Raw genomic sequence first — 22,650 nt, forward strand, 5'->3', positions numbered from 1 at the left:
CCCGCCCGCCGGGATGCACCAATTTCTGAGGAGAGATCGTGATCGAAGAAACCTTGCTCGAAGCCGGGGACAAGATGGACAAGGCGGTTGAAGTAGCCAAGGAAGACTTCGCCTCGATCCGTACCGGCCGCGCCAACCCTGGCCTGTACAACAAGGTCCTGGTGGACTACTACGGTTCTCCGACGCCCCTGCAGCAGCTGGCCTCTTTCGCCATCCCGGACGCCCGTACCATCCTCATCACGCCCTTCGACAAGACCGCGCTGCGCGACATCGAGCGTGCGTTGAGTGACTCCGAGGTCGGAGCCAACCCCTCCAACGACGGCAACGTCATCCGGATCACCATCCCGGACCTGACGCAGGAGCGCCGCAAGGAATACGTCAAGATCGTCAAGACCAAGGGCGAGGACGCCAAGATCTCCATCCGCAACATCCGCCGCAAGGCAAAGGAAACACTGGACAAACTGGTCAAGGACGGCGAAGCCGGCGAGGACGAGGGCAGCCGTGGCGAGAAGGAACTCGACGCCATGACCAAGGCCCACGTCGACGGCATCGACGAACTGCTCAAGCGCAAGGAAGCCGAGCTGCTCGAGGTCTGATGGGTCAAGCACAGCAAGCCCCCGGACCACACGTCCGGGGGCGGGGGAAGCAACGCAGTAACCCGACGCCCAAAGCCGGTAGGAACCTTCCCGCCGCCACCGCGGTGGGCCTCGGCATGCTCGTGGTCGTCCTCGGGGGTCTGCTGTTCCTTCCGCTCGGCTTCGTACTGGTCGTCACCACCTTCGCCATCTTCGGCGTCTGGGAGATTTTCCGGGCGCTCGAGGCCTCCGGGACCCGGCTGCCGATCATCCCGGTGATGGTCGGAACGGTAGCCATGCCGCTCGCCGCCTACTTTGGCGGCCAGGAAAGCCTCCTGTTCGCCATGCTGCTCAGCAGTGTGGCCGCTCTCCTGTGGCGTTCCCTGGAGGGCGCGGCGGGATCGGCGCGCAGCATCTTCGCCGGAGTCTTCACCATGGCGTGGGTGCCCTTCCTGATCAGCTTTGCCGTGCTTCCACTGCATACTTCCGGCGGTGAGACGCCGGTGGGACTGTGGCCCGACGGCGTCGTGCCGCCGGGCGCATGGCAGATCGCCACCCTCCTGCTGCTGGTGGTCTCGAACGACACCTTCGGCTATCTCGTCGGCGCATCCCTGGGCAAGCACCCGATGGCCCCGAAGATCAGCCCGAAAAAAACCTGGGAGGGTTTCAGCGGCTCCATCGCCGGCGCCATGGTGATTGGCGTGCTGGCCAGCATCTTCGTGCTGGACAAGCCCTGGTGGGTGGGTGCGGTGCTCGCAGTGGGCATGGTCGCTGCGGCCACGGCGGGCGACCTCGCCGAATCCATGGTGAAGCGCGAACTCGGCATCAAGGACATGAGCAGTATCCTGCCCGGCCACGGGGGAGTGATGGACCGGCTGGACTCGATTGTGTTCGCCTCGCCGGTGGCTTTTATCCTCTTTTCCGCCGTCGCCGGCACCTAGCGCCCCGCCCGGTTCCAACTTCGTTCCAAGTCCGGCCCTAGAATGGTGCCAGCAAACTAGCCGAACGGCATTGAAGGAAACATAGTTACAGTGGACATTCAACGGCAGATTCCTGCCTCCTTTGACCGCGTGCAGCGGAACCAGTATGGCTACAACGCCAAGCAGGTCGATCAGTTCCTGCAGCGCGCCCGGGTGTCGTTCGAATCCCCGAGCGTGGCGGGCCGTCCGGTCAAAAGCGCCGACGTGCGGGCCGTCACCTTCGACCCCGTCAAGGGCGGTTATGCCGCGGCAGGCGTGGACGCCGCGCTGGACCGGCTCGAGGATGCCCTCGCCCTGCAGGAACGCGATGAACTGATCGGGGAACGCGGCGAGGAAGCCTGGCTCCGCGACATCGGGCGGCTGGCCGGGCTGCTCCGCGGACGGCTCCACCGTCCCGACGGCCAGCGCTTCCGCCGTCCCGGCAAAACCAAGGTCCGCAGCTACAACACGACGGATGTGGATGACCTGTGCCACGAGCTGATCGGCTACCTCGAAGAGGACCGGCCGTTGAGCGTGGACAACGTCCGGCGTGCCGTGTTCCGGCCTGCAGCGGGCCGCGAAGGCTATGAGGAAAGCCAGGTGGACGCCTTCCTGGACCGCGCCGTCGAACTGATGGCCGCCATCGACTGACGGCCCGCCCGGCTCTTGAGGGCCGCCGCGCTGGCGCGGCCCGCCCGGCCGCGGCCAGGCCCGCGGCCCCGGTCAGCGTTCGGTCGCCAGCGGCCGTTCGGGAGTGTGCAGCCTGGTCATCAGCCGCGTGATGGTCCGCGGCACACGGTGGCTGGTTGCACGGGACACCAGGACCATCACGGTGAAGGCTGCCGGCACCGTCCAGGCCGCGGGTTGCGCAAGCCACGACGGCGTCCCGGCGCCGCCCAGCATGGCACCGGCCACCATCGCCCCGCCGCAGAGCAACCCGCCGGTCACCATGCCTGCGATCGCCCCCGCGTCCGTCAGCCCGCGCCACCAGATGCCCAGCAGCAGCACCGGGCAGATCGTTGACGCCGTGAACGCGAACACCAGCCCCACGCTGCCGGCCAGTGCCTGCGAGTCCGTCATCGACGCGATCCCCAGCGGCCCGATCGCCGAGACGACCGCCGCGAGCCGGAAGCCCCGCACACTGCCGCCGAGCACGTCCTGGCTGATCACGCCCGCGAGGGAGACCACCAGCCCGGACGTGGTGGACAGGAACGCGGCGAACGCACCTGCCACCACGAGGGCGGACAGCAGGTCTCCGGCCGTCCCGCCGACCAGCTGCCCCGGAAGCAGCAGGACCAGCGCGTCGGCCTGCCCGGTCCGCGCCAGCCCGGGTGCGAAGAGGCGTCCGATCAGGCCGTACGCCGTCGGGAACAGGTAGAAGACCGAGAGCAGGCCCAGCACAATCAGTGTGGTCCGCCGCGCGGACTGGCCGTCCGGATTGGTGTAGAACCGCACCAGGACATGCGGCAGCCCCAGGGTGCCGAACAGCAGCGCCACCAGCAGGGAAATGTTCTGGTACGGGCTGGCCGGGGCCGCGGCGGTGGGATTCACCCCCGCATCGGACACGGTGGGGGCGCCGGTTCCGGCGAGCACGAACAGGATGAACAGGACCGGAACGGCCAGCGCCGTCAGCTTCAGCCAGTACTGGAAGGCCTGGACGAAGGTGATGGACCGCATCCCGCCCGCCACCACCGTGACACAGACGACGGCAACCACCGCCACCTGGCCCACCCACGCCGGCAGCCCCGTGGTGATCCGGATCGCCAGGGCGGCGCCGTGGAGCTGCGGAACGATGTAGAGCCAGCCGACCAGCACCACCACCACGCTGGTGACGCGGCGGACCGCCCGGGAGTCGAGCCGGGCTTCGGTGAAGTCAGGGATGGTGTACGCGCCGGAACGCCGCAGGGGAGCGGCCACAAAGAGCAGCAGCATCAGGTAGCCGGCGGTGTAGCCCACCGGGAACCACAGGGCATCCGTGCCGGAGAGCAGGATCAGTCCCGCGACGCCGAGGAAGCTTGCGGCGGAAAGGTACTCCCCGCCGATCGCCGATGCGTTCCACCAGGGCCGCACGGTCCGGGACGCCACGTAGAAGTCCCCGGTGGTGCGCGAGATCCGGAGGCCGTAAAAACCGATGACCGCCGTGGCCAGCGAGACGGCGGCGAAAGCCGTGAGGCCCACCGCCGGGTTCACCGGCGCCTCACTTGTCCCCGGCCAGGTCCCGGTAGCGGGCCTCATTCCGTGCAGCAGAGCGCACATACAGCCACGCGCTGAGGCCGATCACGGGGTAGATGCCGGCGCCCAGGAGTACCCAGTCGAAGGGCAGGCCGGCGATCGTCGAGTCCGCGAGTCCCGGCACCAGCCCCAGCATGAGCGGATACGCGAAGAGGATCAGCAGGAAACCAAGTGCCACCACAAGGCCCAGCCGCAGCTGGGAGCGGATCAGTGAGCGGACAAAGACCTGCCCGGCGTCGGATTCCTCTGCCGCCTCGCGGGCATCGGCGGCGGACCGGGCGGCGGGCAGAGCCGTACGGCCCTGCGTCAGGCTGCGGGGCGCGGTCACGCGGACGCGGGTCATGCCTGCGGCCGGATCCGGGTCGACTCCAGCTTCTCCCGCACGGACGGCAGGTGCCGGCGGCTGATGGGCAGCTCGGCCCCGGCAACGGTGACGCTGGGGCGGGCCGCCGCGAGTTTCATGTGGCTGACGTGGTTCAACGCGATCAGGTAGGAGCGGTGCGTGCGGATGAACCCGGCGTCGGCCCATTGCTGCTCGAGGTCGGCCAGCGGAACGCGGATGAGGTAGCTCGCGTCCGCGGTGTGCAGCCTGGCGTAGTCGCCCTGCGCCTGCACATAGGTGACGTCCTCGCGCCGGATCATCTTGGTGTGGCCGCCAAGGTCCACGGTGATCATTTCCGGTGCCGGGGCCCCGTCCTTGAGCAGTTCGCTGATCCGGCCGATGGACTTCGCCAGCCGTTCTTCCCGAACGGGCTTCAGCAGATAGTCCACGGCAGCGAGCTCGAACGCTTCCAGCGCGCAGTCCTCGTCCGCCGTGACGAACACAACGGCCGGCGGGTGGGCGCTGCGGGCGATGACCCGGGCAATGTCGAGCCCGGAGAGTGCCGGCATGTGGATGTCGAGGAAGACGGCGTCGACCTCCCCGGCTTCAAGCGCGCGGAGTGCCTCGGTGCCGGAGGACGCACGTTGGATCGTCCCGATCCGGTCATCTTTGCCCAGCAGGAATGCCAGTTCCTCGACGGCGGGCAGCTCGTCGTCGGCGACGAGGACGTTAATCATGGTTCTAGACTACTGCCGCAGGCATTTTGACACGTGTCAGACGGGCGGGTCAGGCGTCGTGGCTGGGCTGCGACTTGGGCACACGCATGGTGATCAGCGTGCCCTCCCCGGGAGCCGTTTCGATCACGAGCCCGTTATCCTCGCCGTAGACCTGCCGCAGCCTGGCGTCGACGTTGCGCAGCCCGACGTGGTCGCCGTCGCCGTGCCCGGCGAGGACGGAGCGCAGCTGTTCGGGATCCATGCCCACGCCGTCGTCCTCGATGGTCACCTGGGCGAAGGCTCCGGAATCATTGGCGGTGATCGAGATATGGCCCGGGCCTTCCTTGGCTTCGAGCCCGTGCCGGACGGCGTTTTCCACGAGCGGCTGCAGGCTCAGGAAGGGGATCACGGTGCTGAGCACCTCGGGTGCGATCCGCAGGCTCACCTGGACCCGGTCCCCGAACCGGGCGCGTTCCAGCAGCAGGTAGCGGTCGATGCAGCGCAGCTCCTCAGCCAGTGTGGTGAAGTCACCATGCCGGCGGAAGGAATAGCGGGTGAAGTCGGCGAATTCCACCACGAGTTCGCGGGCCCGCACCGGGTCCGTGTTGATGAAGGACGCGATTGCGTTCAGCGAGTTGTAGATGAAGTGCGGACTGATCTGGGCACGCAGCGCCCGGACCTCGGCTTCCATCAGCAGAGTTCGGTTGGCATCGAGCTCGGCCAGTTCCACCTGCGTGGCCACCCAGTCGGCCACCTCGCTGGTCGCGCGGACCAGTCCCGCGCCGGCCGACGGGGCGAAGGCTGCCACAATGCCCACCACCCGGGTGCCGGCCCTGATCGGGGCGATCACGACGGCGCGCTCCACCTCAGGCGCCAGCGTCCCGGGGGCGCCGGCTCCGGCAAGGAGCTGCAGCTCGCCGGCGGGGATCACGGCGGTGTGGCCGCCGTCGAGCACGCGGGCTGCGAGCCCCATCAACGCTGGCTTGAGTTCCTCGCCGGTGCCGTCCCAGGCAAGGACCCCGTTGGTGTCCGTGATCGCCAGCGCGTCGCAGCCCAGCAGGCTGCGCAGCTGGCGGCTGGCCTTGGCGGCGCCGGCAGGGTTGAGTCCCGTCCGCAGATGCTGCCCGGCCCGTGAAGCGGCGTGCAGGGTCTTGTAGGTGGCCTGTTCCGCGTCGGTGCCCAGCTCCCGGAACGAGCGGAGGACCTTGAGGCCGACGGCAACGACGACGGCGATTGCCATGGCGATCACGGCGATGGCGGCAGCGGTAAACAGCGGAGAATCCGGCATGCTGCCAGCGTATCGCGACCATGGCCGGGGAGCCGGGCGGCCACCGTTGGGCGCAGCATCGGGACCGTTGAGCGACGCAGAGCAGGGCGGACGTAGATGTTGCGCGCATCACGATGCATAGTGATTGCAGTCACATTGGCGGGACTGTTTCCAACAGGTCAGGGCAGCCGGTGTGGACTCGCCAGTCTCAATGAGGAGGAACGATGGGTCACGAAGCCCAAGAACCGGACGCTGCGGCGGCCGTGGACTTCAAGGAAGTCCAAGCGACGGAGCGCTTCCAGGAACTGCGCAAACGTCACCGCAGCTTTGTCTTTCCAATGGCCATTGCATTCCTGCTCTGGTACTTCGCCTACGTCCTGCTGGCCGACTACGCGGTCGAATTCATGTCCACCAAGGTGTGGGGCAACATCAATGTCGGCCTCATCATGGGCCTGCTGCAGTTCGTGTCCACGTTCGCCATCACCAGCTGGTACGTCAGCTATTCGAACAGGAAACTTGACCCGATCGCCGCAGAGATCCGCCAGGAAATCGAAGGCCACGAATTCGACAAGCACGGCAATCCGGTGGGCGGTTCAGGAAAATGACACTTATGGTCCCTGCGGTCAACGTCGCCGCACTCAAAGAAACCACCCTCCTGAACATGGGCATCTTCGCCCTGTTCGTGGCGGTGACCATGTTTATCGTGATCCGCGCCAGCCGCAACAACAAGACGGCGGCCGACTACTACGCCGCCGGACGGTCCTTCACCGGCCCGCAGAACGGCACGGCCATCGCCGGGGACTACCTCTCCGCGGCTTCCTTCCTTGGCATCACCGGCGCCATCGCCATCAACGGCTATGACGGCTTTATGTACTCCATCGGCTTCCTCGTCGCCTGGCTGGTAGCCCTGCTGCTTGTGGCCGAGCTGCTCCGCAACACCGGCAAGTTCACCATGGCGGATGTGCTCTCCTTCCGCCTCAAGCAGCGTCCCGTCCGGATCGCGGCCGCCATTTCCACCCTGGCCGTCTGCTTCTTCTACCTCCTGGCCCAGATGGCCGGCGCCGGCAGCCTCATCTCACTGCTGCTGGGCATCAGCGACTGGGGCGGCCAGGCCCTGGTGATTATCGTCGTCGGCGCCCTGATGATCATGTACGTCCTGATCGGCGGCATGAAGGGCACCACGTGGGTGCAGATCATCAAGGCCATGCTGCTGATCGCAGGCGCTGCGGTCATGACCTTCTGGGTCCTGGCGATTTACGGCTTCAACCTGTCCGACCTGCTGGGCGGCGCGGTGGAAACCGCCAAGAACCCGGCAGTCCTGAACCCGGGCCTGCAGTACGGCAAGTCGGAAACGTCCAAGCTTGACTTCATGTCCCTGGGCCTGGCCCTGGTACTCGGCACCGCCGCACTTCCGCACGTGCTGATGCGCTTCTACACCGTCCCCACGGCCAAAGAGGCCCGCAAATCGGTTGTCTGGTCCATCTGGCTGATCGGCCTGTTCTACCTGTTCACCCTGGTGCTCGGCTACGGCGCGGCTGCCCTGGTAGGCGCGGACACGATCAAGTCCGCACCGGGCGGCGTCAACTCCGCGGCTCCGCTGCTCGCGTTCCACCTCGGCGGACCGCTGCTGCTCGGCTTCATCTCCGCAGTTGCCTTCGCCACGATCCTGGCTGTCGTCGCCGGCCTCACCATCACCGCCGCGGCATCCTTCGCCCACGACATCTATGCCAACGTCCTCGCCAAGGGCAAGGCGGACCCGGATACCGAGGTCAAGGTGGCGCGGAGGACCGTGGTTGTGATCGGTGTGCTGGCGATCGTCGGCGGCATTTTCGCCAACGGGCAGAACGTCGCGTTCCTCGTGGCGCTGGCCTTCGCGGTGGCTGCCTCGGCCAACCTGCCGACGATCATCTACTCGCTGTTCTGGCGCCGCTTCACTACCCAGGGTGCCATCTGGAGCATGTATGGCGGCCTCGGCTCGGCCATCATCCTGATCGCACTGTCCCCGGTGGTCTCGGGGGCCAAGACGTCCATGATCCCGGGCGCCAACTTCGCGATCTTCCCGCTGAGCAACCCCGGCATCGTCTCCATCCCTCTGGCCTTCTTCCTCGGCTGGCTCGGCACGGTGCTGGACAAGAAGCTGGAAGACACCACCAAGCAGGCCGAAATGGAAGTCCGCTCCCTCACGGGTGTGGGCGCCGAAAAGGCCACCAACCACTGACGGCAAACCGCGGGCCGTGCCGGCGCTGTCGCCGGCCCGCGGATGGAACGACAGGAGCTCCCGTGCGATTGCACGGGAGCTCCTGTTGGTTTGCTGCCGGTCGTGCGCGGACTCAGGCGGGCTCAGGCGGCGGGCCTGAGCCGGATGTTGACCATCCTGAGTTCGTCTTTGCCCTCGAAGCGGTACGCCAGATCAACCTTCTTGCCGTCGCAGTCGAGTGAGCCTGCGACGTCTACCCCGTTGGTGCCGTTGGTGCTGACCTTGAGGTCCGTGTAGTTGGGCTTGCAGGAGCCGTCTAGTTCCAGGCCTTTGACTCCGGCGACAAAGTCGTCCCTGGTGAGCTTCTCCATGAGTGCCGGATCAAGGTACTTGTCGTAGGCGGTGCCGGTGTCCCCGGCGATGATCAGCTTGTTGAAGTCATCGGCGAGGTCCCGGGCCTGATGCGATGCGCCGCCGACGACGTTCAGGAGCACCGCGACGCCGACCCCCACGAGCAGCAGGACCCCGCCGACAATCCCCAGCACAATCCACAGCGCCTTCCGGCTCTTCTGTGGCGGCGGTTGAGGTGCGCCGAACTGGTCCGGTGCCCCATCCTGCGGCGGCCCGTACTGGGGTCCGGGTGGTGCCTGCGGGCCGGCGGGTTCGTACCGGGGTGGCCCGTACTGGGGTGCGCCGTGCGGCGGCGGCCCGTACTGCGGTGCGGGTGGCTGCGGGCCGGCCGGTTCGGGGCGGGATTCCTGCGGGTCCGGGCGTTCGGCGTCCTGAGGATTGCTCAAGATTCAATCCTTTCCGGCAGCCCGCAAAATCACTGCCTTGATTGCATGGGCCGTGTACCGGGGACCATGCGGAGTTGATGGGACACAGCCTATAGCTACGTCCCCGGCGAGACCATCAAAAAATGGCGGGGCTCCGCCGGCGGGGCGCCAGCGGCCCGGGCTCAGCTTTCGGCCGGGCCCCGCTCCAGGAGTGGCTGGATGCGGAACGGAATCAGCTCGCCCATAGCCAGGGCTGTGTCCGTCCGGTCGACGCCGTCGCAGGCCAGGATCTTTCCGTTGATCCGGAACAGGTCCTCGGCGTCGAGCGCCACGACGCGAAGGAGCAGGTCCGCCGAACCCGTCAGGCCGTAGCCCTCCAGGATTTCGGGAATTCCGGCAAGCTCCACCGCCAGCTGGCCCAGCTTTTGCTGCTGGACGTGTACGGAGATAAAGGCCATCAACGGATAGCCGAGCGAGGTCGGGTTGATGCGCCGCTCGAAGGAGAGGAAGACGTGTTTTTTCTCTAGCTGGGCCATCCTCGCCTGCACGGTGTTCCGGGACAGACCGAGCTTCTGGGCGAGGGCCACCACGGTGCGCCGGGGATCCCGCGCCATGGCCGAAAGCAGGCGGGTGTCGGTGCCATCCAAGGTTTGCATAATGCGCAAGATTAGCACGGTCGGTGGGGGCAGGACAGTGCATAATGCTCAGTATTATTCCGGGCGGTTGTACCCGATGAGCATTGTGAGTAGGGTCACAAATATCCGGGGCAACGGCGCCCGGGCGGCTGGCGCGCAACGGGATCACGAGTCCTGCGAGCACCGGTCAGACGACGTCAGAAGGTGCGGACAACTGTGTTTACCGACGACGCGGGCAAGGGCGGCATTGCCGCCGGGGGCCCCGGGAACAGTGCAGAATCAAACAGGCGCACGGGCGGGGATCTCGTCCAGCTCATCACCCCCGGGGGTGAACGCGTAAACCATCCCGAGTTCGACCCCTGGGTCCAGGATGTCAGTGACGAGCAGCTCGGCGCGCTTTACGAGGACATGGTGGTCATCCGCCGGATCGACGCAGAGGCCACCGCCCTGCAGCGCCAGGGTGAGCTGGCCCTCTGGCCGCCGCTGCTGGGCCAGGAAGCTTCCCAGATCGGCTCCGCACGTGCCCTCCGCGACGACGACTTCGTCTTCCCCAGCTACCGTGACAACGGCGTCGCCTACTGCCGCGGTGTGAATGCGGAGGACCTCGTCCGGGCCTGGCGTGGCAATGCGCTCGCCGGCTGGGACCCCTACACGGTCAACGTCGCCACGCAGCAGATCATTATCGGCGCCCAGACGCTGCACGCCACCGGCTACGCCATGGGCATCCAGAACGACGGCGCCGATTCGGCCGCCGTGGCGTACTTCGGCGACGGCGCCACGAGCGAAGGCGACGTCAACGAAGCCTTGGTTTTCGCTGCGAGCTTCCAGGCTCCGGTCGTATTTTTCTGCCAGAACAACCACTGGGCCATCTCGGAACCGGTCCGGCTCCAGTCCCACATCCAGATCGCGGACCGCGCTTCCGGATTCGGCATCCCGAGCATGCGGGTGGACGGCAACGACGTCCTGGCCGTGATGGCCGCGACCCGCATCGCCCTCGACCGGGCCCGCCGGGGCGGCGGACCGACGTTTATCGAAGCCGTGACCTACCGGATGGGCCCGCACACGACGGCGGACGACCCCACCCGATACCGGGACGCCAACGAGCTCGAGGACTGGGCCGCCAAGGATCCGATCGCGCGGCTGAAGTCCCTGCTGGACCGCAAGGGCCTGCTCACCGAAGATTTCGAAGCCGCCGTCGCAGCCAAGGCCGACTCCGTGGCCAAGGGGCTCCGCGCCGGCACCATCAGCATGCCCGAACCGCAGCCGATGGAAATCTTCAAGCACGTGTACAGCACGCCCAACTCCACGCTGGACCGCCAGCAGGACCACTATTCCCGTTACCTGGCTTCCTTCGGCGATCCCGCAGAAGCCTCTTCTGAAGAAGGTGCACGCTGATGACGCAGATGACCTTTGCCCGAGCCATTAATTCGGGTTTGCGCAAGTCCCTCGAAAATGATCCCAAGGTGATCCTGATGGGGGAGGACATCGGCGCCCTCGGCGGCGTCTTCCGCGTGACGGACGGACTGCAAAAGGACTTCGGCAAGCACCGCGTCGTTGACACCCCGCTCGCCGAGTCCGGCATCATGGGCACCGCCGTCGGTCTTGCCTACCGCGGCTACCGGCCGGTCGTGGAGATCCAGTTCGACGGCTTCATCTACCCGGCCTTCGACCAGATCGTCAGCCAGGTCGCCAAGATGCACTACCGCACCCAGGGCGCGGTCAAAATGCCCATCACCATCCGCGTACCCTTCGGCGGCGGCATCGGCTCCCCGGAACACCACTCCGAATCGCCCGAGGCCTACTTCACCCACACCTCCGGGTTGCGCGTGGTCAGCGTCTCCAACCCGCAGGACGCCTACACGATGATCCAGCAGGCCATCGCCTCGGATGACCCGGTGCTCTACTTCGAACCCAAGCGCCGCTACCACGACAAGGGCGAGGTGGACGAGTCCCTTGACCTTGGCACCGCCCTGTCCATGGAGAAGGCCCGCATCGTCACCGAGGGCAAGGACGTGACGCTCGTGGCGTACGGCCCGCTCGTCAAGACCGCCCGCGACGCGGCCCTCGCCGCCGCCGATGAAGGCGTCTCGGTTGAAGTGATCGACCTGCGCTCGCTGGCCCCGGTGGACTTCGCCACCCTGGAGGCCTCGGTCCGGAAGACCGGCCGGCTCGTCATCACGCACGAGGCCTCCCAGTCCGGCGGCATCGGCGCCGAAGTGGCCGCCAGCATCACTGAGCGCTGCTTCCACCACCTCGAGGCCGCCCCGGTCCGGGTCACCGGCTTCGACGTCCCGTACCCCTATTCAAAGCTTGAGATGCACCACCTGCCCGGCCTGGACCGGATCCTCGACGGCGTCGACCGCGCGTTCGGCCGCCCCAACTCCCTGAGCGGACTGGAAGGATGAGCGCCACAATGATCAAGGAATTCAGGCTGCCGGACCTCGGCGAGGGCCTCACGGAATCGGAAATCGTGGCCTGGAAGGTCGCGGTGGGGGATACCGTCACCCTCAACCAGATCATCGCCGAGGTCGAAACGGCCAAGGCCGTCGTCGAACTGCCCTCACCGTTCGCCGGTGTGATCACGGCGCTGCACGAACAGCCCGGCACCGTCGTGGAGGTCGGCAAACCGATTGTCTCCTTCGAAGTAGAGGGCGACGACGACGCGCCCGCCGCCAAGCGTGAACCGAACCTCGTCGGCTACGGCGCCGTCCTGGAGAATTCCGGCCGGCCGGCACGCCGTGCCCGCAGCTTCGCCACGGCGGCTTCGCTCACCGCGCCCGCCCCGGTTGAAGCCGTTGAGCCCGCACCCGTCGTTCCCGCACCTGTGGTCGAGACCGCGCCGGTCGTCGAGACCGAACAGCGGCCGGGCGAACGGCCGCGGTCCACTCCGCCGGTGCGCAAACTGGCGAAGGATCTCGGCGTCGACCTCGAAGCCGTCACCGGGACGGGCGAGCACGGGCTCATCACCCGCGACGACGTCCTGAACTTCGTCGGCGGAGGGGACCTGCCCGCGGCAGCCCAGGAACCCGCCGGCACCCAGGCCGTCCCCGCTGCCGGCCGCGCACAGGGCGAGCGGGAGACGCGCACACCGATCAAGGGGGTCCGGAAGTTCACCGCCGCCGCGATGGTCTCCAGCGCCTTCACCGCGCCGCACGTCACGGAATTCCTGACCCTCGACGTCACGCCCACTATGGAACTGCTGGCCCGGCTCAAGGCCACCCGCGCGTTCGCCGGCTACAAGCTCACGCCGCTGACCATCGTGTCCAAGGCGGTGCTGATCGCCCTGCGCAACCACCCGACGCTCAACGCCCGGTGGGATGAGGCGAACCAGGAGATCGTCCAGTTCAACTATGTGAACCTGGGCATTGCGGCGGCGACTCCGCGCGGCCTGACCGTGCCGAACATCAAGGACGCGGACAGGATGTCGCTGATGGAGCTCTCCACCGCCCTGACGGCGCTGACGGACACGGCACGGGCGGGCAGGACCGCCCCTGCCGATCTCTCCGGCGGCACCATCTCCATCACGAACATCGGCGTCTTCGGCATCGACGCCGGCACGCCCATCCTGAACCCGGGCGAGGCCGCGATCCTCGCCCTCGGTGCGGTCCGGAAGATGCCGTGGGAATACCAGGACCAGGTGGCGCTGCGCCAGGTCATGACGCTCAGCCTGTCCTTCGACCACCGGCTGGTCGACGGCGAACAAGGCTCGCGCTTCCTCCAGGACCTCGGCGCCATCCTGGCCGATCCGGGCATGGCACTCGCCATGGTCTAACGGCCCCGATATCACGGCTGCCGGCTGTTCCCTCCCAGGGGCAGCCGGCCGCCGTTTTTCGTGGAGAGGCGATCCGTCCGGGGGCACTTCCAACGCACTGTCCGACGTCGGCGCCTTGGTCTGCGGCGTGTCCGCGCCAAAGTGCCCCCGGACGGCGCGCCGGACTCGCGCAGGAGCCGCGGGTGTGGGGGCTTCAGCCCTGCGGCGTGGCCGGGGCCATAAGCGCGGCCAGTGCCATGCTTTCGAGCAGCGGGCGGGCGCGCTTCACCGCGATCCGGCGCCCGTGGCTGCGCACCGAGTGCGGCGTGGAGTTGATCAAGCCGAAGGTGGCGTGGGCGCGCATCCGCAGCTCGGCGGCTTCGGTATCGGTGTGCAATCCGGCCAGGACCTCAACCCAGAGCTCCACGTAGTTGCGCTGGAGCGTTCGGACCTCGGCCTGGTCGTCCTCGGCCAGGTTGCTGAAATCCTGGTCCTGGACCCGGATGACGTCGGGGTTGCTCAGCGCAAAGTCGACGTGGAACGTGACCAGGCCGGCCAGGGCCGCAGCGGCGCCGTCGGAGTCGGTCACCACCCGGCGGCCGCCGTCGAGGAGGTCCTGGCTGACGCTGAGCAGCAATGCCCCGAGGACGGCCTGCTTGCCGGAGAAGTGCCGGTAGACCGCCGGGCCGCTGACGCCTGCCGCGGCGCCGAGGTCCTCCAGCGAAACGCGGTTGAAGCCATCGACGGCGAACAGCTCGGCTGCCGCGGACAGGAGTGCCTGCCGGCGGTTCTCCTTGGCCTGGCTGCGCTGGGTCGAAACAGGCGGCGTCGAAGCGGGCGGGCCCGGGGCAGGAGGGGCCTGGGTTGTCTGGCTGGACTCGGTCACCGGCAGGTCCTCGTTTCGAATTTCCACGTGCTTCATGCTGTCCTGTGTTGGACATCACAGTTAATAGAGACTAACCTAAATCTCAGTTATGCGGTACTAACCGAAGTGGCTGGAATGGCCGCAATGCAGGCCCCCAGCATGTAGGCCGAGAACGGAAGCAGTCAATGGAGACAATCGCCAGCCAGCTGGACGCCAGCAGCGCAGCCTTCGCCGCGAACCGGGAGGCGCAGCTGGGACTCGCCCGTGAGCTGCGGGCACGCCTCGCCGCCGCAGCCCTGGGCGGTCCGGAGAAGTCCCGGGAACGCCATGTGGCCCGCGGCAAACTGCTCCCGCGCGAACGCATTGACCAGCTGCTCGACGAGGGCAGCCCCTTCCTGGAAATTGCGCCGCTCGCGGCCAACGGAATGTACAACGATGACTCCCCGGGCGCGGGGGTCATTGCCGGCATCGGCCTGGTGCACGGCCGCCAGGTCCTCGTGATCTCCAACGACGCCACCGTCAAGGGCGGCACGTACTACCCCCTGACCGTGAAGAAGCACCTGCGGGCGCAGGAGATCGCCATGGAGAACCGGCTGCCCTGCATCTACCTCGTCGACTCCGGCGGCGCCTTCCTGCCCAAGCAGGACGAGGTCTTCCCGGACAAGGAACACTTCGGCCGGATCTTCTTCAACCAGGCCAGGATGTCCGCGGCCAAAATCCCGCAGATCGCCTCCGTGATGGGCTCCTGTACCGCCGGCGGCGCCTATGTCCCCGCGATGAGCGACGAGACCGTCATCGTCCGCAACCAGGGCACCATCTTCCTGGGCGGCCCGCCGCTCGTGAAGGCCGCCATCGGCGAGATCGTCACCGCGGAGGAACTCGGCGGCGGCGACGTGCACTCGAAAATCTCCGGCGTCACCGACCACCTGGCCGAGAACGATGAGCACGCCCTCCAGATCGTCCGCGACATCGTCTCCACCCTGCCCCGGCCGGCCGCCCCGGTATGGGACATCGACACCGCCGTCGAACCCCTCGCGGACCCGGACGAGCTCTACGGCGCCGTCCCCACCGATGTGAACGCGCAGTACGACGTCCGCGAGGTCATCGCCCGGCTCGTGGACGGCAGCCGCTTCCACGAATTCAAGAAGAACTACGGCACCACCCTCGTGACCGGATTCGCGAGGCTGCACGGCCACCCCGTCGGCATCGTGGCCAACAACGGCGTGCTCTTCAGCGAGTCCTCCCTCAAGGGCGCGCACTTCATCGAGCTCTGCGACCAGCGCGGCATCCCGCTGATCTTCCTGCAGAACCTCTCCGGCTTTATGGTCGGCAAGGACTACGAGCAGGGCGGCATCGCCAAGAACGGCGCCAAGATGGTCACCGCCGTCGCCACCGCCCGGGTTCCCAAGCTGACGGTCGTGATTGGCGGGTCCTTCGGCGCCGGCAACTATTCCATGTGCGGGCGGGCCTACTCGCCGCGCTTCCTGTGGATGTGGCCGGCGTCCCGGATCTCCGTGATGGGCGGCAACCAGGCCTCCAGCGTGCTCGCCACCGTCAAGCGTGACCAGTACGAGGCCCGCGGCGAGGAATGGTCCGCGGCGGACGAGGAAGCCTTCAAGGCCCCGATCAAGGCCCAGTACGAGGACCAGGGCAGCCCCTACTACTCCACCGCCCGCCTCTGGGACGACGGCGTGATCGACCCCGCGGACACCCGCACCGTCCTGGGACTGGCGCTCGATGTCGTCTCCCGCACCCCGCTGCCGGAGACCTCCTTCGGCCTTTTCCGGATGTGAGCCAGCAGTGACTACAACTTCCACACCCCTGCAGCAGCCGCAGGGCACCACGCCGCTGTTCGGCACCGTGCTCGTCGCCAACCGCGGTGAGATCGCGTGCCGCGTCCACCGGACCCTGCGTGCCCTCGGCATCCGGTCGGTGGCCGTCTATTCCGACGCCGACGCCGGTGCCCGGCACGTGCGGGAAGCCGACGTCGCCGTCCGGATCGGCCCGGCCGCCGCTGCCGAAAGCTACCTGAAGATCGAGGCCATCATCCAGGCCTGCCGCGACACCGGCGCCGACGCCGTGCACCCGGGCTACGGCTTCCTGAGCGAGAACGTCGACTTCGCCCGCGCCCTGGACGCGGCCGGCATCACCTTCATCGGACCCGGCGTCGAATCCCTGAACGTCATGGGTGACAAGATCCGCTCAAAAAACCACGTCACCGGTTACGGCGTCCCGGTGGTCCCCGGCATCGCCGAACCAGGCATGACGGACGCGCAGCTGATCGAGGCTGCGGCCGGCGTCGGCTTCCCGCTGCTGATCAAGCCCTCCGCCGGCGGCGGCGGCAAGGGCATGCACATTGTGGAACGCCCGGAGGACCTCGAAGCGACGCTGGCCACTGCCCGGCGGGTTGCCGCGAGTGCCTTCGGCGACGACACCCTGTTCCTGGAGCGGCTGGTGCTCACCCCGCGGCACATCGAGGTCCAGGTCCTCGCGGACAACCACGGCAACGTCATCCATCTGGGGGAGCGCGAGTGCTCCCTGCAGCGCCGCCACCAGAAGGTCATCGAGGAAGCACCGTCCCCGCTGCTGGAATCCCTGCCCGACGGCGCGGGCATCCGGGCCCGTCTCGGCGAGGCCGCCTGCCAGGCCGCGCGCAGTGTCAACTACTCCGGCGCCGGCACGGTGGAGTTCCTGGTGTCGGACAACGCCCCGGACGAGTTCTTCTTTATGGAGATGAACACCCGTCTTCAGGTCGAGCACCCCGTCACCGAAATGGTCACCGGCGTCGACCTCGTCGAATGGCAGGTCCGGATCGCCGCGGGCGAGATGCTCACCGTCCAGCAGGCCGACGTCGTGCTCACCGGCCACTCGGTGGAGGCGCGCGTCTACGCCGAGGTCCCGGAACGGAACTTCATGCCGTCGGCGGGAACAGTCGTGCTCCTGGACGAAGTGCCTGGGGACGCCGATGGCAAGGTCCGGGTGGATTCGGCCCTGGTGGAGGGACTCGTGATCTCGTCCAGCTACGACCCGATGATTTCCAAGGTCATCGCGTGGGGCCGGGACCGCACTGAGGCCCTCGACACGCTGGACGGGGCGCTCGCCGGGTACACCGCGCTGGGCATCGACACCAACGTCGAATATCTCCGGCTGCTGATCAACGACGCCGACGTCCGCGCCGGCCGGCTTGATACCGGACTGATCGAACGGAAGATGCCGGACTTCAGCTTCCGGCGCACGGGCGACTTCGAGCTCGTGGCAGCCGCGTTGTACACGGTGGCGATGGAACAGCAGGGTCCGCAGCTGCCGGTGGCTGGTCCGTGGAACCGCCGCGACGGCTGGCGGCTCGGTGTCCGCCCGCCGCGGCGGATCAGCCTCGGGCTGCCGGACGGCGGTGTGGCCACGGTAGCGGTGTCGGGACAGGTGGCGCTCGGCACGGTGACCGTGACCGTCGACGGCGGACCGCAGCGCAAGGCATCCTTGCGCTTCTCTCGACGCCACCACGCGGAGCTGACGCTCGACGGCGAAGCCCGGGAGTATGCGTTGGCACCGGTGTACTGGGGGGCGGGGAACCCGGACCAGAGCGGCCCCGCCGCCGGCGTCCCGCAGGAGCTGCTCTTCGGCAACGAAGGCTGGTCCTGCCGGCTCGAGGTGCTCACCCGCGAGACCCGGCTTGCCCGGGTGCTGGCCGCCGTCGAACGCGAGGAGGGCGCCGCGGACCCGGCGGTGCGCTCGCCGATGCCCGGCACCGTAGTTTCCGTTTCCGTCCGCAACGGCGACACCGTGGAAGCCGGCCAGGTGCTGGTGTCTGTGGAGGCCATGAAGATGGAACACCAGTTGGTGGCACCCCTGGACGGCACCGTGCACCTCACCGTCACGTCCGGCGACCTCGTCAAGGCGGACCAGGTGCTCGCCACCATCCACCCCGCCGCTGTGGCTGCGCCGCCTTCGGCGGACAAAGCAGCCGAGGACACGATCGAGGAAGCCGTCATCGCGATGGGCGCGGCGGACTAGCAACCCGGGACGAAGCCGCCGCACCACAGCACCACACCACTGACAAGCAACACGCAAGCACTACAGACAAAGGAGTCACCCCCAATGCCGGATTTTGAACTCAGCGAGGACTACCAGGACCTCAGCAACACCGTCCGCGAATTCGCCGACGAAGTGGTGGCCCCGGTCTCCGCCAAGCACGACGAGGAACACAGCTTCCCCTACGAGGTCGTGTCCCAGATGGCTGACATGGGTCTCTTCGGCCTGCCGTTCCCGGAAGAATTCGGCGGCATGGGCGGGGACTACTTCGCCCTCGCCCTGGCCCTCGAACAGCTCGGCCGGGTGGACCAGTCCGTCGCCATCACCCTCGAAGCCGGCGTCTCCCTCGGCGCGATGCCGATCCACCGCTTCGGCAACGACGCACAGAAGCAGGAGTGGCTGCCGCTGCTGGCCTCCGGCAAGGCTCTCGCAGGCTTCGGACTGACCGAGCCGGAAGCCGGCTCGGACGCCGGCGGCACCAAGACCACCGCCAAACTGGAGGGCGTCGGAGACGCCAAAAAGTGGGTCATCAACGGCAACAAGGAGTTCATCACCAACTCCGGCACCGACATCACCCGGCTCGTCACCGTCACCGCGGTGACCGGCCAGACGGAACGCCCGGACGGCAGCATCAAGAAGGAGATCTCCACCATCCTGGTGCCCACCAACACCCCGGGCTTCAAGGCGGAAAAGGCCTACAACAAGGTCGGCTGGAACGCCTCGGACACCCACCCGCTCACGCTCGACAACGTCCACGTCCCCGAAGCGAACCTGCTGGGCACCCAGGGCCGCGGCTACGCCAACTTCCTCTCCATCCTGGACGAGGGCAGGATCGCGATCGCCGCGCTGGCCGTCGGCGCGGCCCAGGGCTGCGTGGACCAGTCGGTGAAGTACGCCAAGGAGCGCAGCGCGTTCGGGCAGAACATCGGCAAGTACCAGGCCATCGCGTTCAAGATCGCCCGGATGGAAGCGCGCGCCCATACGGCCCGCCTGGCCTATTACGACGCGGCCGCGCGGATGCTCGCCGGCAAGCCGTTCAAGACGCAGGCGGCCATCGCTAAGATGGTCGCAGGCGAGGCAGCCATGGACAACGCGCGGGACGCCACCCAGGTGTTCGGCGGCTATGGCTTCATCAACGAATTCACCGTGGCGCGCCACTACCGCGACTCCAAGATCCTTGAGGTCGGCGAGGGCACCACGGAGGTCCAGCTGATGCTGATCGCCCGCGAACTGGGACTTTAGCCGGCCTGAGAGGACCACCATGATCAACAAAGTTGTTGCCAGCGCCGCCGAGGCGGTGGCGGACATCCCCGACGGCGCCTCGCTCGCCGTCGGCGGGTTCGGGCTCTGCGGTATTCCGGTGGCCCTGATCGATGCCCTTCATGAGCACGGCACCAAGGACCTGGAAACCGTCAGCAACAACTGCGGCGTCGACGACTGGGGGCTGGGGATCCTGCTCAAGGACGGCCGGATCCGCCGCACCATCAGCTCCTACGTGGGGGAGAACAAGGAGTTCGCCCGGCAGTATCTCTCCGGCGAACTCGAGGTGGTCCTCACCCCGCAGGGCACGCTCGCGGAAAAGCTGCGCGCCGGCGGGGCGGGCATCCCGGCGTTCTACACCCCGGCCGGCGTCGGCACCCAGGTGTCCGACGGGGGCCTGCCGCAGAAGTACGACGCCGAGGGCAACATCGCGATCGCCTCGGCCGCGAAGGAGGTCCGCAGCTTCCACGGCGCCGACTACGTCCTCGAGGAATCCCTGAACCCGGACTACGGCCTTGTGCACGCCTGGAAGGGAGACCGCCACGGAAACCTCGTCTTCCACGCCACCGCGATGAACTTCAACCCGCTCTGCGCGATGGCAGGAAAGATCACCATTGCCGAGGTCGAGGAACTCGTGGAACCCGGCGAACTGGACCCGGAACACATCCACGTCCCCGGGATCTTCGTCCAGCGCGTCGTCCTCGCACCGCAGATCGAGAAGCGCATCGAAAAGCGGACCGTTGCGGCGGCGGCCAGCGCCGCCGTCTACGCCACCGAACAGGCAGGAGCCTAGCCATGGAAACGAACAGTTCGCAGGGCGCCCCGCCCCGTCCGGAAGCCGTCCGGCACGAATACCGGCGGTCCGCCGTCGAACACGCCGCCGGTATTGAGGGCAAAGGCTGGACCCGCAACGAACTGGCCGCCCGGGTGGCGCAGGAACTGCACAACGGCCAGTACGTGAACCTCGGCATCGGCATGCCCACTTTGATCCCGAACTACATCCCCGCCGGCATCGAAGTTGTCCTGCATTCGGAGAACGGCATCCTCGGCGTCGGACCGTACCCGCGCGAAGACGAGGTCGATCCGGACCTGATCAACGCCGGCAAGGAAACCGTCACGGTCAACCAGGGTGCCGCGTTCTTCGATTCGGCCGCCTCGTTCGGCATGATCCGGGGCGGGCATGTGGATGTGGCGGTGCTCGGCGCGATGGAGGTTGCCGAGAACGGCGACCTTGCCAACTGGATGATCCCGGGCAAGATGGTCAAGGGCATGGGCGGCGCGATGGACCTCGTCTTCGGCGCCAAAAAGGTGATCGTGATGATGGAGCACGTGGACCGCAACGGCAAACCCAAGATCGTCCAGCGGTGCTCCCTGCCGCTGACCGGCAAGGGCTGCGTGGACCGGATCATCACCGACCTCGCCGTCATCGACGTCGTGGCGGACAACGGCACGTCCCGCCTGGTGCTCCGCGAGCTGGCCCCCAACGTGACCGCCGAGGACGTGGCCGCGGCCACCGGCGCCGAACTCTTCGAGGAAGACCAGGAACTGACCGTATGACCACCGAACCCCGTGTCCTGGAACCCCGCGTCATTGAACAGCGTGGGCTCTACTTCGACGAGCTCGAGGAGGACGTGGTCTACGCGCACCGGCCCGGCCGGACCGTGACCGAGACGGACAATGTCCTGTTCACCACCATGACCATGAACACGCAGGCGCTCCACCTCGATGCGGCCTGGAGCGCTGGGCAGCCGTTCGGCCAGCGGCTGATGAACTCGATGTTCACCCTCGCCACCGTGGTGGGGCAGTCCGTCCCGCAACTGACGCAGGGCACCATCATCGCCCAGCTGGGGATGACGGACGTGACCTTCCCGCACCCGATGTACCACGGCGACACGTTGTACACGGAGACCGTCGTGACCGGGAAGCGGCTGTCCTCCTCCCGGCCCGGCCAGGGCATCGTGACCATGAAGCACACCGGCCGGAACCAGCACGGCGACGTGGTGGCCCTCGCCACGCGCAGCGCCCTAATGTGGACACGCGAAGCCCATTCCGCCGCGCAGGACGCTGCCCGGAAAGAACGCGCGCAAAAGGGGAGAATAGACACATGAGTTTCCTGATGGGTCCCGCCCTGCTGTTCTGCCCGGCCGACCGCCCCGAGCGTTACCAGAAGGCCGCCGAGCGCTCCGACGCCGTCATCGTGGATCTGGAGGACGCCGTCGCGCCGGCCGGCAAACAGCGCGCCCGCGGCGCCATCCTTGCCCAGCTCGGCTCCGCCGGCGACGTCCCGGAGCTGGATCCGAGCCGGACCATCGTCCGGGTCAATCCGGCCGGCACGGAGGAGTTCGAGAAGGACCTGCACTGCCTCAAGCACACCCCCTACCGGCACGTCATGCTGGCCAAAGCCGAAAGCGCAGACCAGCTCAAGAAACTTGAGGGCTACAGCGTGATTGCGCTTTGCGAGACCGCCGCCGGGGTCCTGAACGCTGCCGCGATCGCCGCGGAGCCGAATGTGGTGGGCCTGATGTGGGGTGCCGAGGACCTGATAGCCTCCCTCGGCGGCACCTCCAGCCGGACCGACGACGGCGCCTACCGCGCCGTGGCGCTGCACGCCCGCTCCGCCGTGCTGCTCGCCGCCCGGGCCTTCGGCAAGGACGCCATCGACTCGGTCTACGTCAACATCCCGGACCTCGACGGCCTGGCCCTCGAAGCCCGGGACGCCGTCGCCTCAGGCTTCGGCTCGAAGGCCTGCATCCACCCGAACCAGGTGGCGGTGGTCCGCGGCGCCTACGCGCCGTCCGACGCAGACGTCGCCGCGGCCACCGAACTGCTCGACGCCGCCGCCGGGGCAGGCACCGGCGTGTTCCAGTTCCAGGGCAGGATGATCGACGGGCCCATCCTCAAGCACGCCGAGTCAACGCTCCGCCGCGCCGGCCGCTAGACACCACTACTGGACAGCGGGGTGGGCGCCGCCGTCGGGCAGGCTGCACACAACAAGCCATAGGCCGGGAGTCTTAGGACTCCCGGCCTATGGCTTGCCGCAGTGTGTCTGCCGCAGTGTTGTTTGCC

At 67.5% G+C, this 22,650-nt stretch carries 22 protein-coding genes; 15 read left to right on the forward strand and 7 right to left on the reverse strand.

All coding sequences use genetic code 11. From position 1 onward, the window contains the following. Positions 1-38 precede the first annotated feature (38 nt). From frr to ABIB51_RS19025, 3 genes are all read left to right on the forward strand, one after another. Positions 39-596: a ribosome recycling factor gene (gene frr, locus ABIB51_RS19015; protein ID WP_354190844.1), complete on the forward strand. Its 558-nt coding sequence runs from the start codon at positions 39-41 to the stop codon at positions 594-596. Beyond that, the gene (locus ABIB51_RS19020) at positions 596-1,516 is read left to right on the forward strand and encodes a phosphatidate cytidylyltransferase (protein ID WP_354190846.1); all 921 of its coding nucleotides are present in this window, start codon (positions 596-598) and stop codon (positions 1,514-1,516) included. Before frr ends, ABIB51_RS19020 begins: the two co-directional genes overlap by 1 nt. A gap of 90 nt (positions 1,517-1,606) precedes the next feature. After that, positions 1,607-2,185, forward strand: coding sequence for a DivIVA domain-containing protein (locus ABIB51_RS19025; protein WP_354190848.1), 579 nt, complete (start codon positions 1,607-1,609; stop codon positions 2,183-2,185). Between the two features lie 72 nt (positions 2,186-2,257). On the opposite strand, the gene ABIB51_RS19030 is transcribed toward ABIB51_RS19025, so the two are convergent. Genes ABIB51_RS19030 through ABIB51_RS19045 form a run of 4 tightly spaced genes read right to left on the reverse strand, consistent with a single transcriptional unit; the run spans position 2,258 to position 6,092 of the window. After that, positions 2,258-3,724, reverse strand: a complete 1,467-nt coding sequence (locus ABIB51_RS19030) for a sodium/solute symporter (RefSeq protein WP_354190934.1) — start codon at positions 3,722-3,724, stop codon at positions 2,258-2,260. 7 nt (positions 3,725-3,731) lie between these two features. Next, on the reverse strand, positions 3,732-4,109 hold the full coding sequence (locus ABIB51_RS19035) for a DUF485 domain-containing protein (protein ID WP_354190850.1): 378 nt from the start codon (positions 4,107-4,109) through the stop codon (positions 3,732-3,734). After that, complete coding sequence (locus ABIB51_RS19040; RefSeq protein WP_354190852.1) at positions 4,106-4,825, reverse strand: LytR/AlgR family response regulator transcription factor; 720 nt, start codon at positions 4,823-4,825, stop codon at positions 4,106-4,108. The genes ABIB51_RS19035 and ABIB51_RS19040 overlap by 4 nt, the downstream gene beginning before the upstream one ends. A 49-nt stretch (positions 4,826-4,874) precedes the next feature. After that, positions 4,875-6,092 (reverse strand): sensor histidine kinase, encoded by a 1,218-nt coding sequence (locus ABIB51_RS19045; protein ID WP_354190853.1) that lies wholly within the window; start codon positions 6,090-6,092, stop codon positions 4,875-4,877. Positions 6,093-6,295: 203 nt separating this feature from the next. Here ABIB51_RS19045 and ABIB51_RS19050 point away from each other — a divergent pair, with 203 nt between their 5' ends. After that, the gene (locus ABIB51_RS19050) at positions 6,296-6,676 is read left to right on the forward strand and encodes a DUF485 domain-containing protein (RefSeq protein ID WP_354190855.1); all 381 of its coding nucleotides are present in this window, start codon (positions 6,296-6,298) and stop codon (positions 6,674-6,676) included. Beyond that, positions 6,673-8,289: a monocarboxylic acid transporter gene (locus ABIB51_RS19055; protein WP_354190857.1), complete on the forward strand. Its 1,617-nt coding sequence runs from the start codon at positions 6,673-6,675 to the stop codon at positions 8,287-8,289. The genes ABIB51_RS19050 and ABIB51_RS19055 overlap by 4 nt, the downstream gene beginning before the upstream one ends. 122 nt (positions 8,290-8,411) lie before the next feature. Here ABIB51_RS19055 and ABIB51_RS19060 read toward each other — a convergent pair whose 3' ends face one another. After that, on the reverse strand, positions 8,412-9,065 hold the full coding sequence (locus ABIB51_RS19060) for a hypothetical protein (protein WP_354190859.1): 654 nt from the start codon (positions 9,063-9,065) through the stop codon (positions 8,412-8,414). 161 nt (positions 9,066-9,226) lie between these two features. Next, positions 9,227-9,700 carry an Lrp/AsnC family transcriptional regulator gene (locus ABIB51_RS19065; RefSeq protein ID WP_354190861.1) on the reverse strand — a complete coding sequence of 158 codons (474 nt, stop codon included), beginning with the start codon at positions 9,698-9,700 and terminating at the stop codon, positions 9,227-9,229. A 195-nt stretch (positions 9,701-9,895) separates the two neighbouring features. Between ABIB51_RS19065 and pdhA the strand changes: the two genes are divergently transcribed. The 3 genes from pdhA to ABIB51_RS19080 are packed head-to-tail and all read left to right on the forward strand — an operon-like array spanning position 9,896 to position 13,451. Beyond that, positions 9,896-11,074 (forward strand): pyruvate dehydrogenase (acetyl-transferring) E1 component subunit alpha, encoded by a 1,179-nt coding sequence (pdhA, locus tag ABIB51_RS19070; protein ID WP_502916176.1) that lies wholly within the window; start codon positions 9,896-9,898, stop codon positions 11,072-11,074. Next, positions 11,074-12,084 (forward strand): alpha-ketoacid dehydrogenase subunit beta, encoded by a 1,011-nt coding sequence (locus ABIB51_RS19075; protein WP_354190863.1) that lies wholly within the window; start codon positions 11,074-11,076, stop codon positions 12,082-12,084. The genes pdhA and ABIB51_RS19075 overlap by 1 nt, the downstream gene beginning before the upstream one ends. Further along, positions 12,081-13,451 carry a dihydrolipoamide acetyltransferase family protein gene (locus ABIB51_RS19080; RefSeq protein ID WP_354190865.1) on the forward strand — a complete coding sequence of 457 codons (1,371 nt, stop codon included), beginning with the start codon at positions 12,081-12,083 and terminating at the stop codon, positions 13,449-13,451. Before ABIB51_RS19075 ends, ABIB51_RS19080 begins: the two co-directional genes overlap by 4 nt. A gap of 193 nt (positions 13,452-13,644) precedes the next feature. Here the strand turns inward: ABIB51_RS19080 and ABIB51_RS19085 are convergent, their stop codons facing one another. Continuing rightward, a complete protein-coding gene (locus ABIB51_RS19085; protein WP_502916178.1) occupies positions 13,645-14,316 on the reverse strand; it encodes an SACE_7040 family transcriptional regulator in 672 nt (223 codons plus the stop codon). 164 nt (positions 14,317-14,480) lie between these two features. Here ABIB51_RS19085 and ABIB51_RS19090 point away from each other — a divergent pair, with 164 nt between their 5' ends. From ABIB51_RS19090 to ABIB51_RS19120, 7 genes are all read left to right on the forward strand, one after another. Then, positions 14,481-16,088: a carboxyl transferase domain-containing protein gene (locus ABIB51_RS19090; RefSeq protein ID WP_354190869.1), complete on the forward strand. Its 1,608-nt coding sequence runs from the start codon at positions 14,481-14,483 to the stop codon at positions 16,086-16,088. 7 nt (positions 16,089-16,095) lie between these two features. Beyond that, positions 16,096-18,306, forward strand: coding sequence for an ATP-binding protein (locus ABIB51_RS19095; protein ID WP_354190871.1), 2,211 nt, complete (start codon positions 16,096-16,098; stop codon positions 18,304-18,306). An 84-nt stretch (positions 18,307-18,390) separates the two neighbouring features. Then, complete coding sequence (locus tag ABIB51_RS19100; RefSeq protein ID WP_354190873.1) at positions 18,391-19,566, forward strand: acyl-CoA dehydrogenase family protein; 1,176 nt, start codon at positions 18,391-18,393, stop codon at positions 19,564-19,566. 19 nt (positions 19,567-19,585) lie between these two features. Continuing rightward, positions 19,586-20,377 carry a CoA transferase subunit A gene (locus tag ABIB51_RS19105; protein WP_354190875.1) on the forward strand — a complete coding sequence of 264 codons (792 nt, stop codon included), beginning with the start codon at positions 19,586-19,588 and terminating at the stop codon, positions 20,375-20,377. Between the two features lie 2 nt (positions 20,378-20,379). Beyond that, complete coding sequence (locus ABIB51_RS19110; protein WP_354190877.1) at positions 20,380-21,141, forward strand: CoA transferase subunit B; 762 nt, start codon at positions 20,380-20,382, stop codon at positions 21,139-21,141. After that, positions 21,138-21,692: a MaoC family dehydratase gene (locus ABIB51_RS19115; RefSeq protein WP_354190879.1), complete on the forward strand. Its 555-nt coding sequence runs from the start codon at positions 21,138-21,140 to the stop codon at positions 21,690-21,692. The genes ABIB51_RS19110 and ABIB51_RS19115 overlap by 4 nt, the downstream gene beginning before the upstream one ends. Then, the gene (locus ABIB51_RS19120; protein ID WP_354190881.1) at positions 21,689-22,522 is read left to right on the forward strand and encodes an HpcH/HpaI aldolase/citrate lyase family protein; all 834 of its coding nucleotides are present in this window, start codon (positions 21,689-21,691) and stop codon (positions 22,520-22,522) included. The genes ABIB51_RS19115 and ABIB51_RS19120 overlap by 4 nt, the downstream gene beginning before the upstream one ends. Positions 22,523-22,650 lie beyond the last annotated feature (128 nt).

The sequence above is a fragment of the Arthrobacter sp. UYCu712 genome, from assembly GCF_040547005.1.
Classification (GTDB): domain Bacteria; phylum Actinomycetota; class Actinomycetes; order Actinomycetales; family Micrococcaceae; genus Arthrobacter.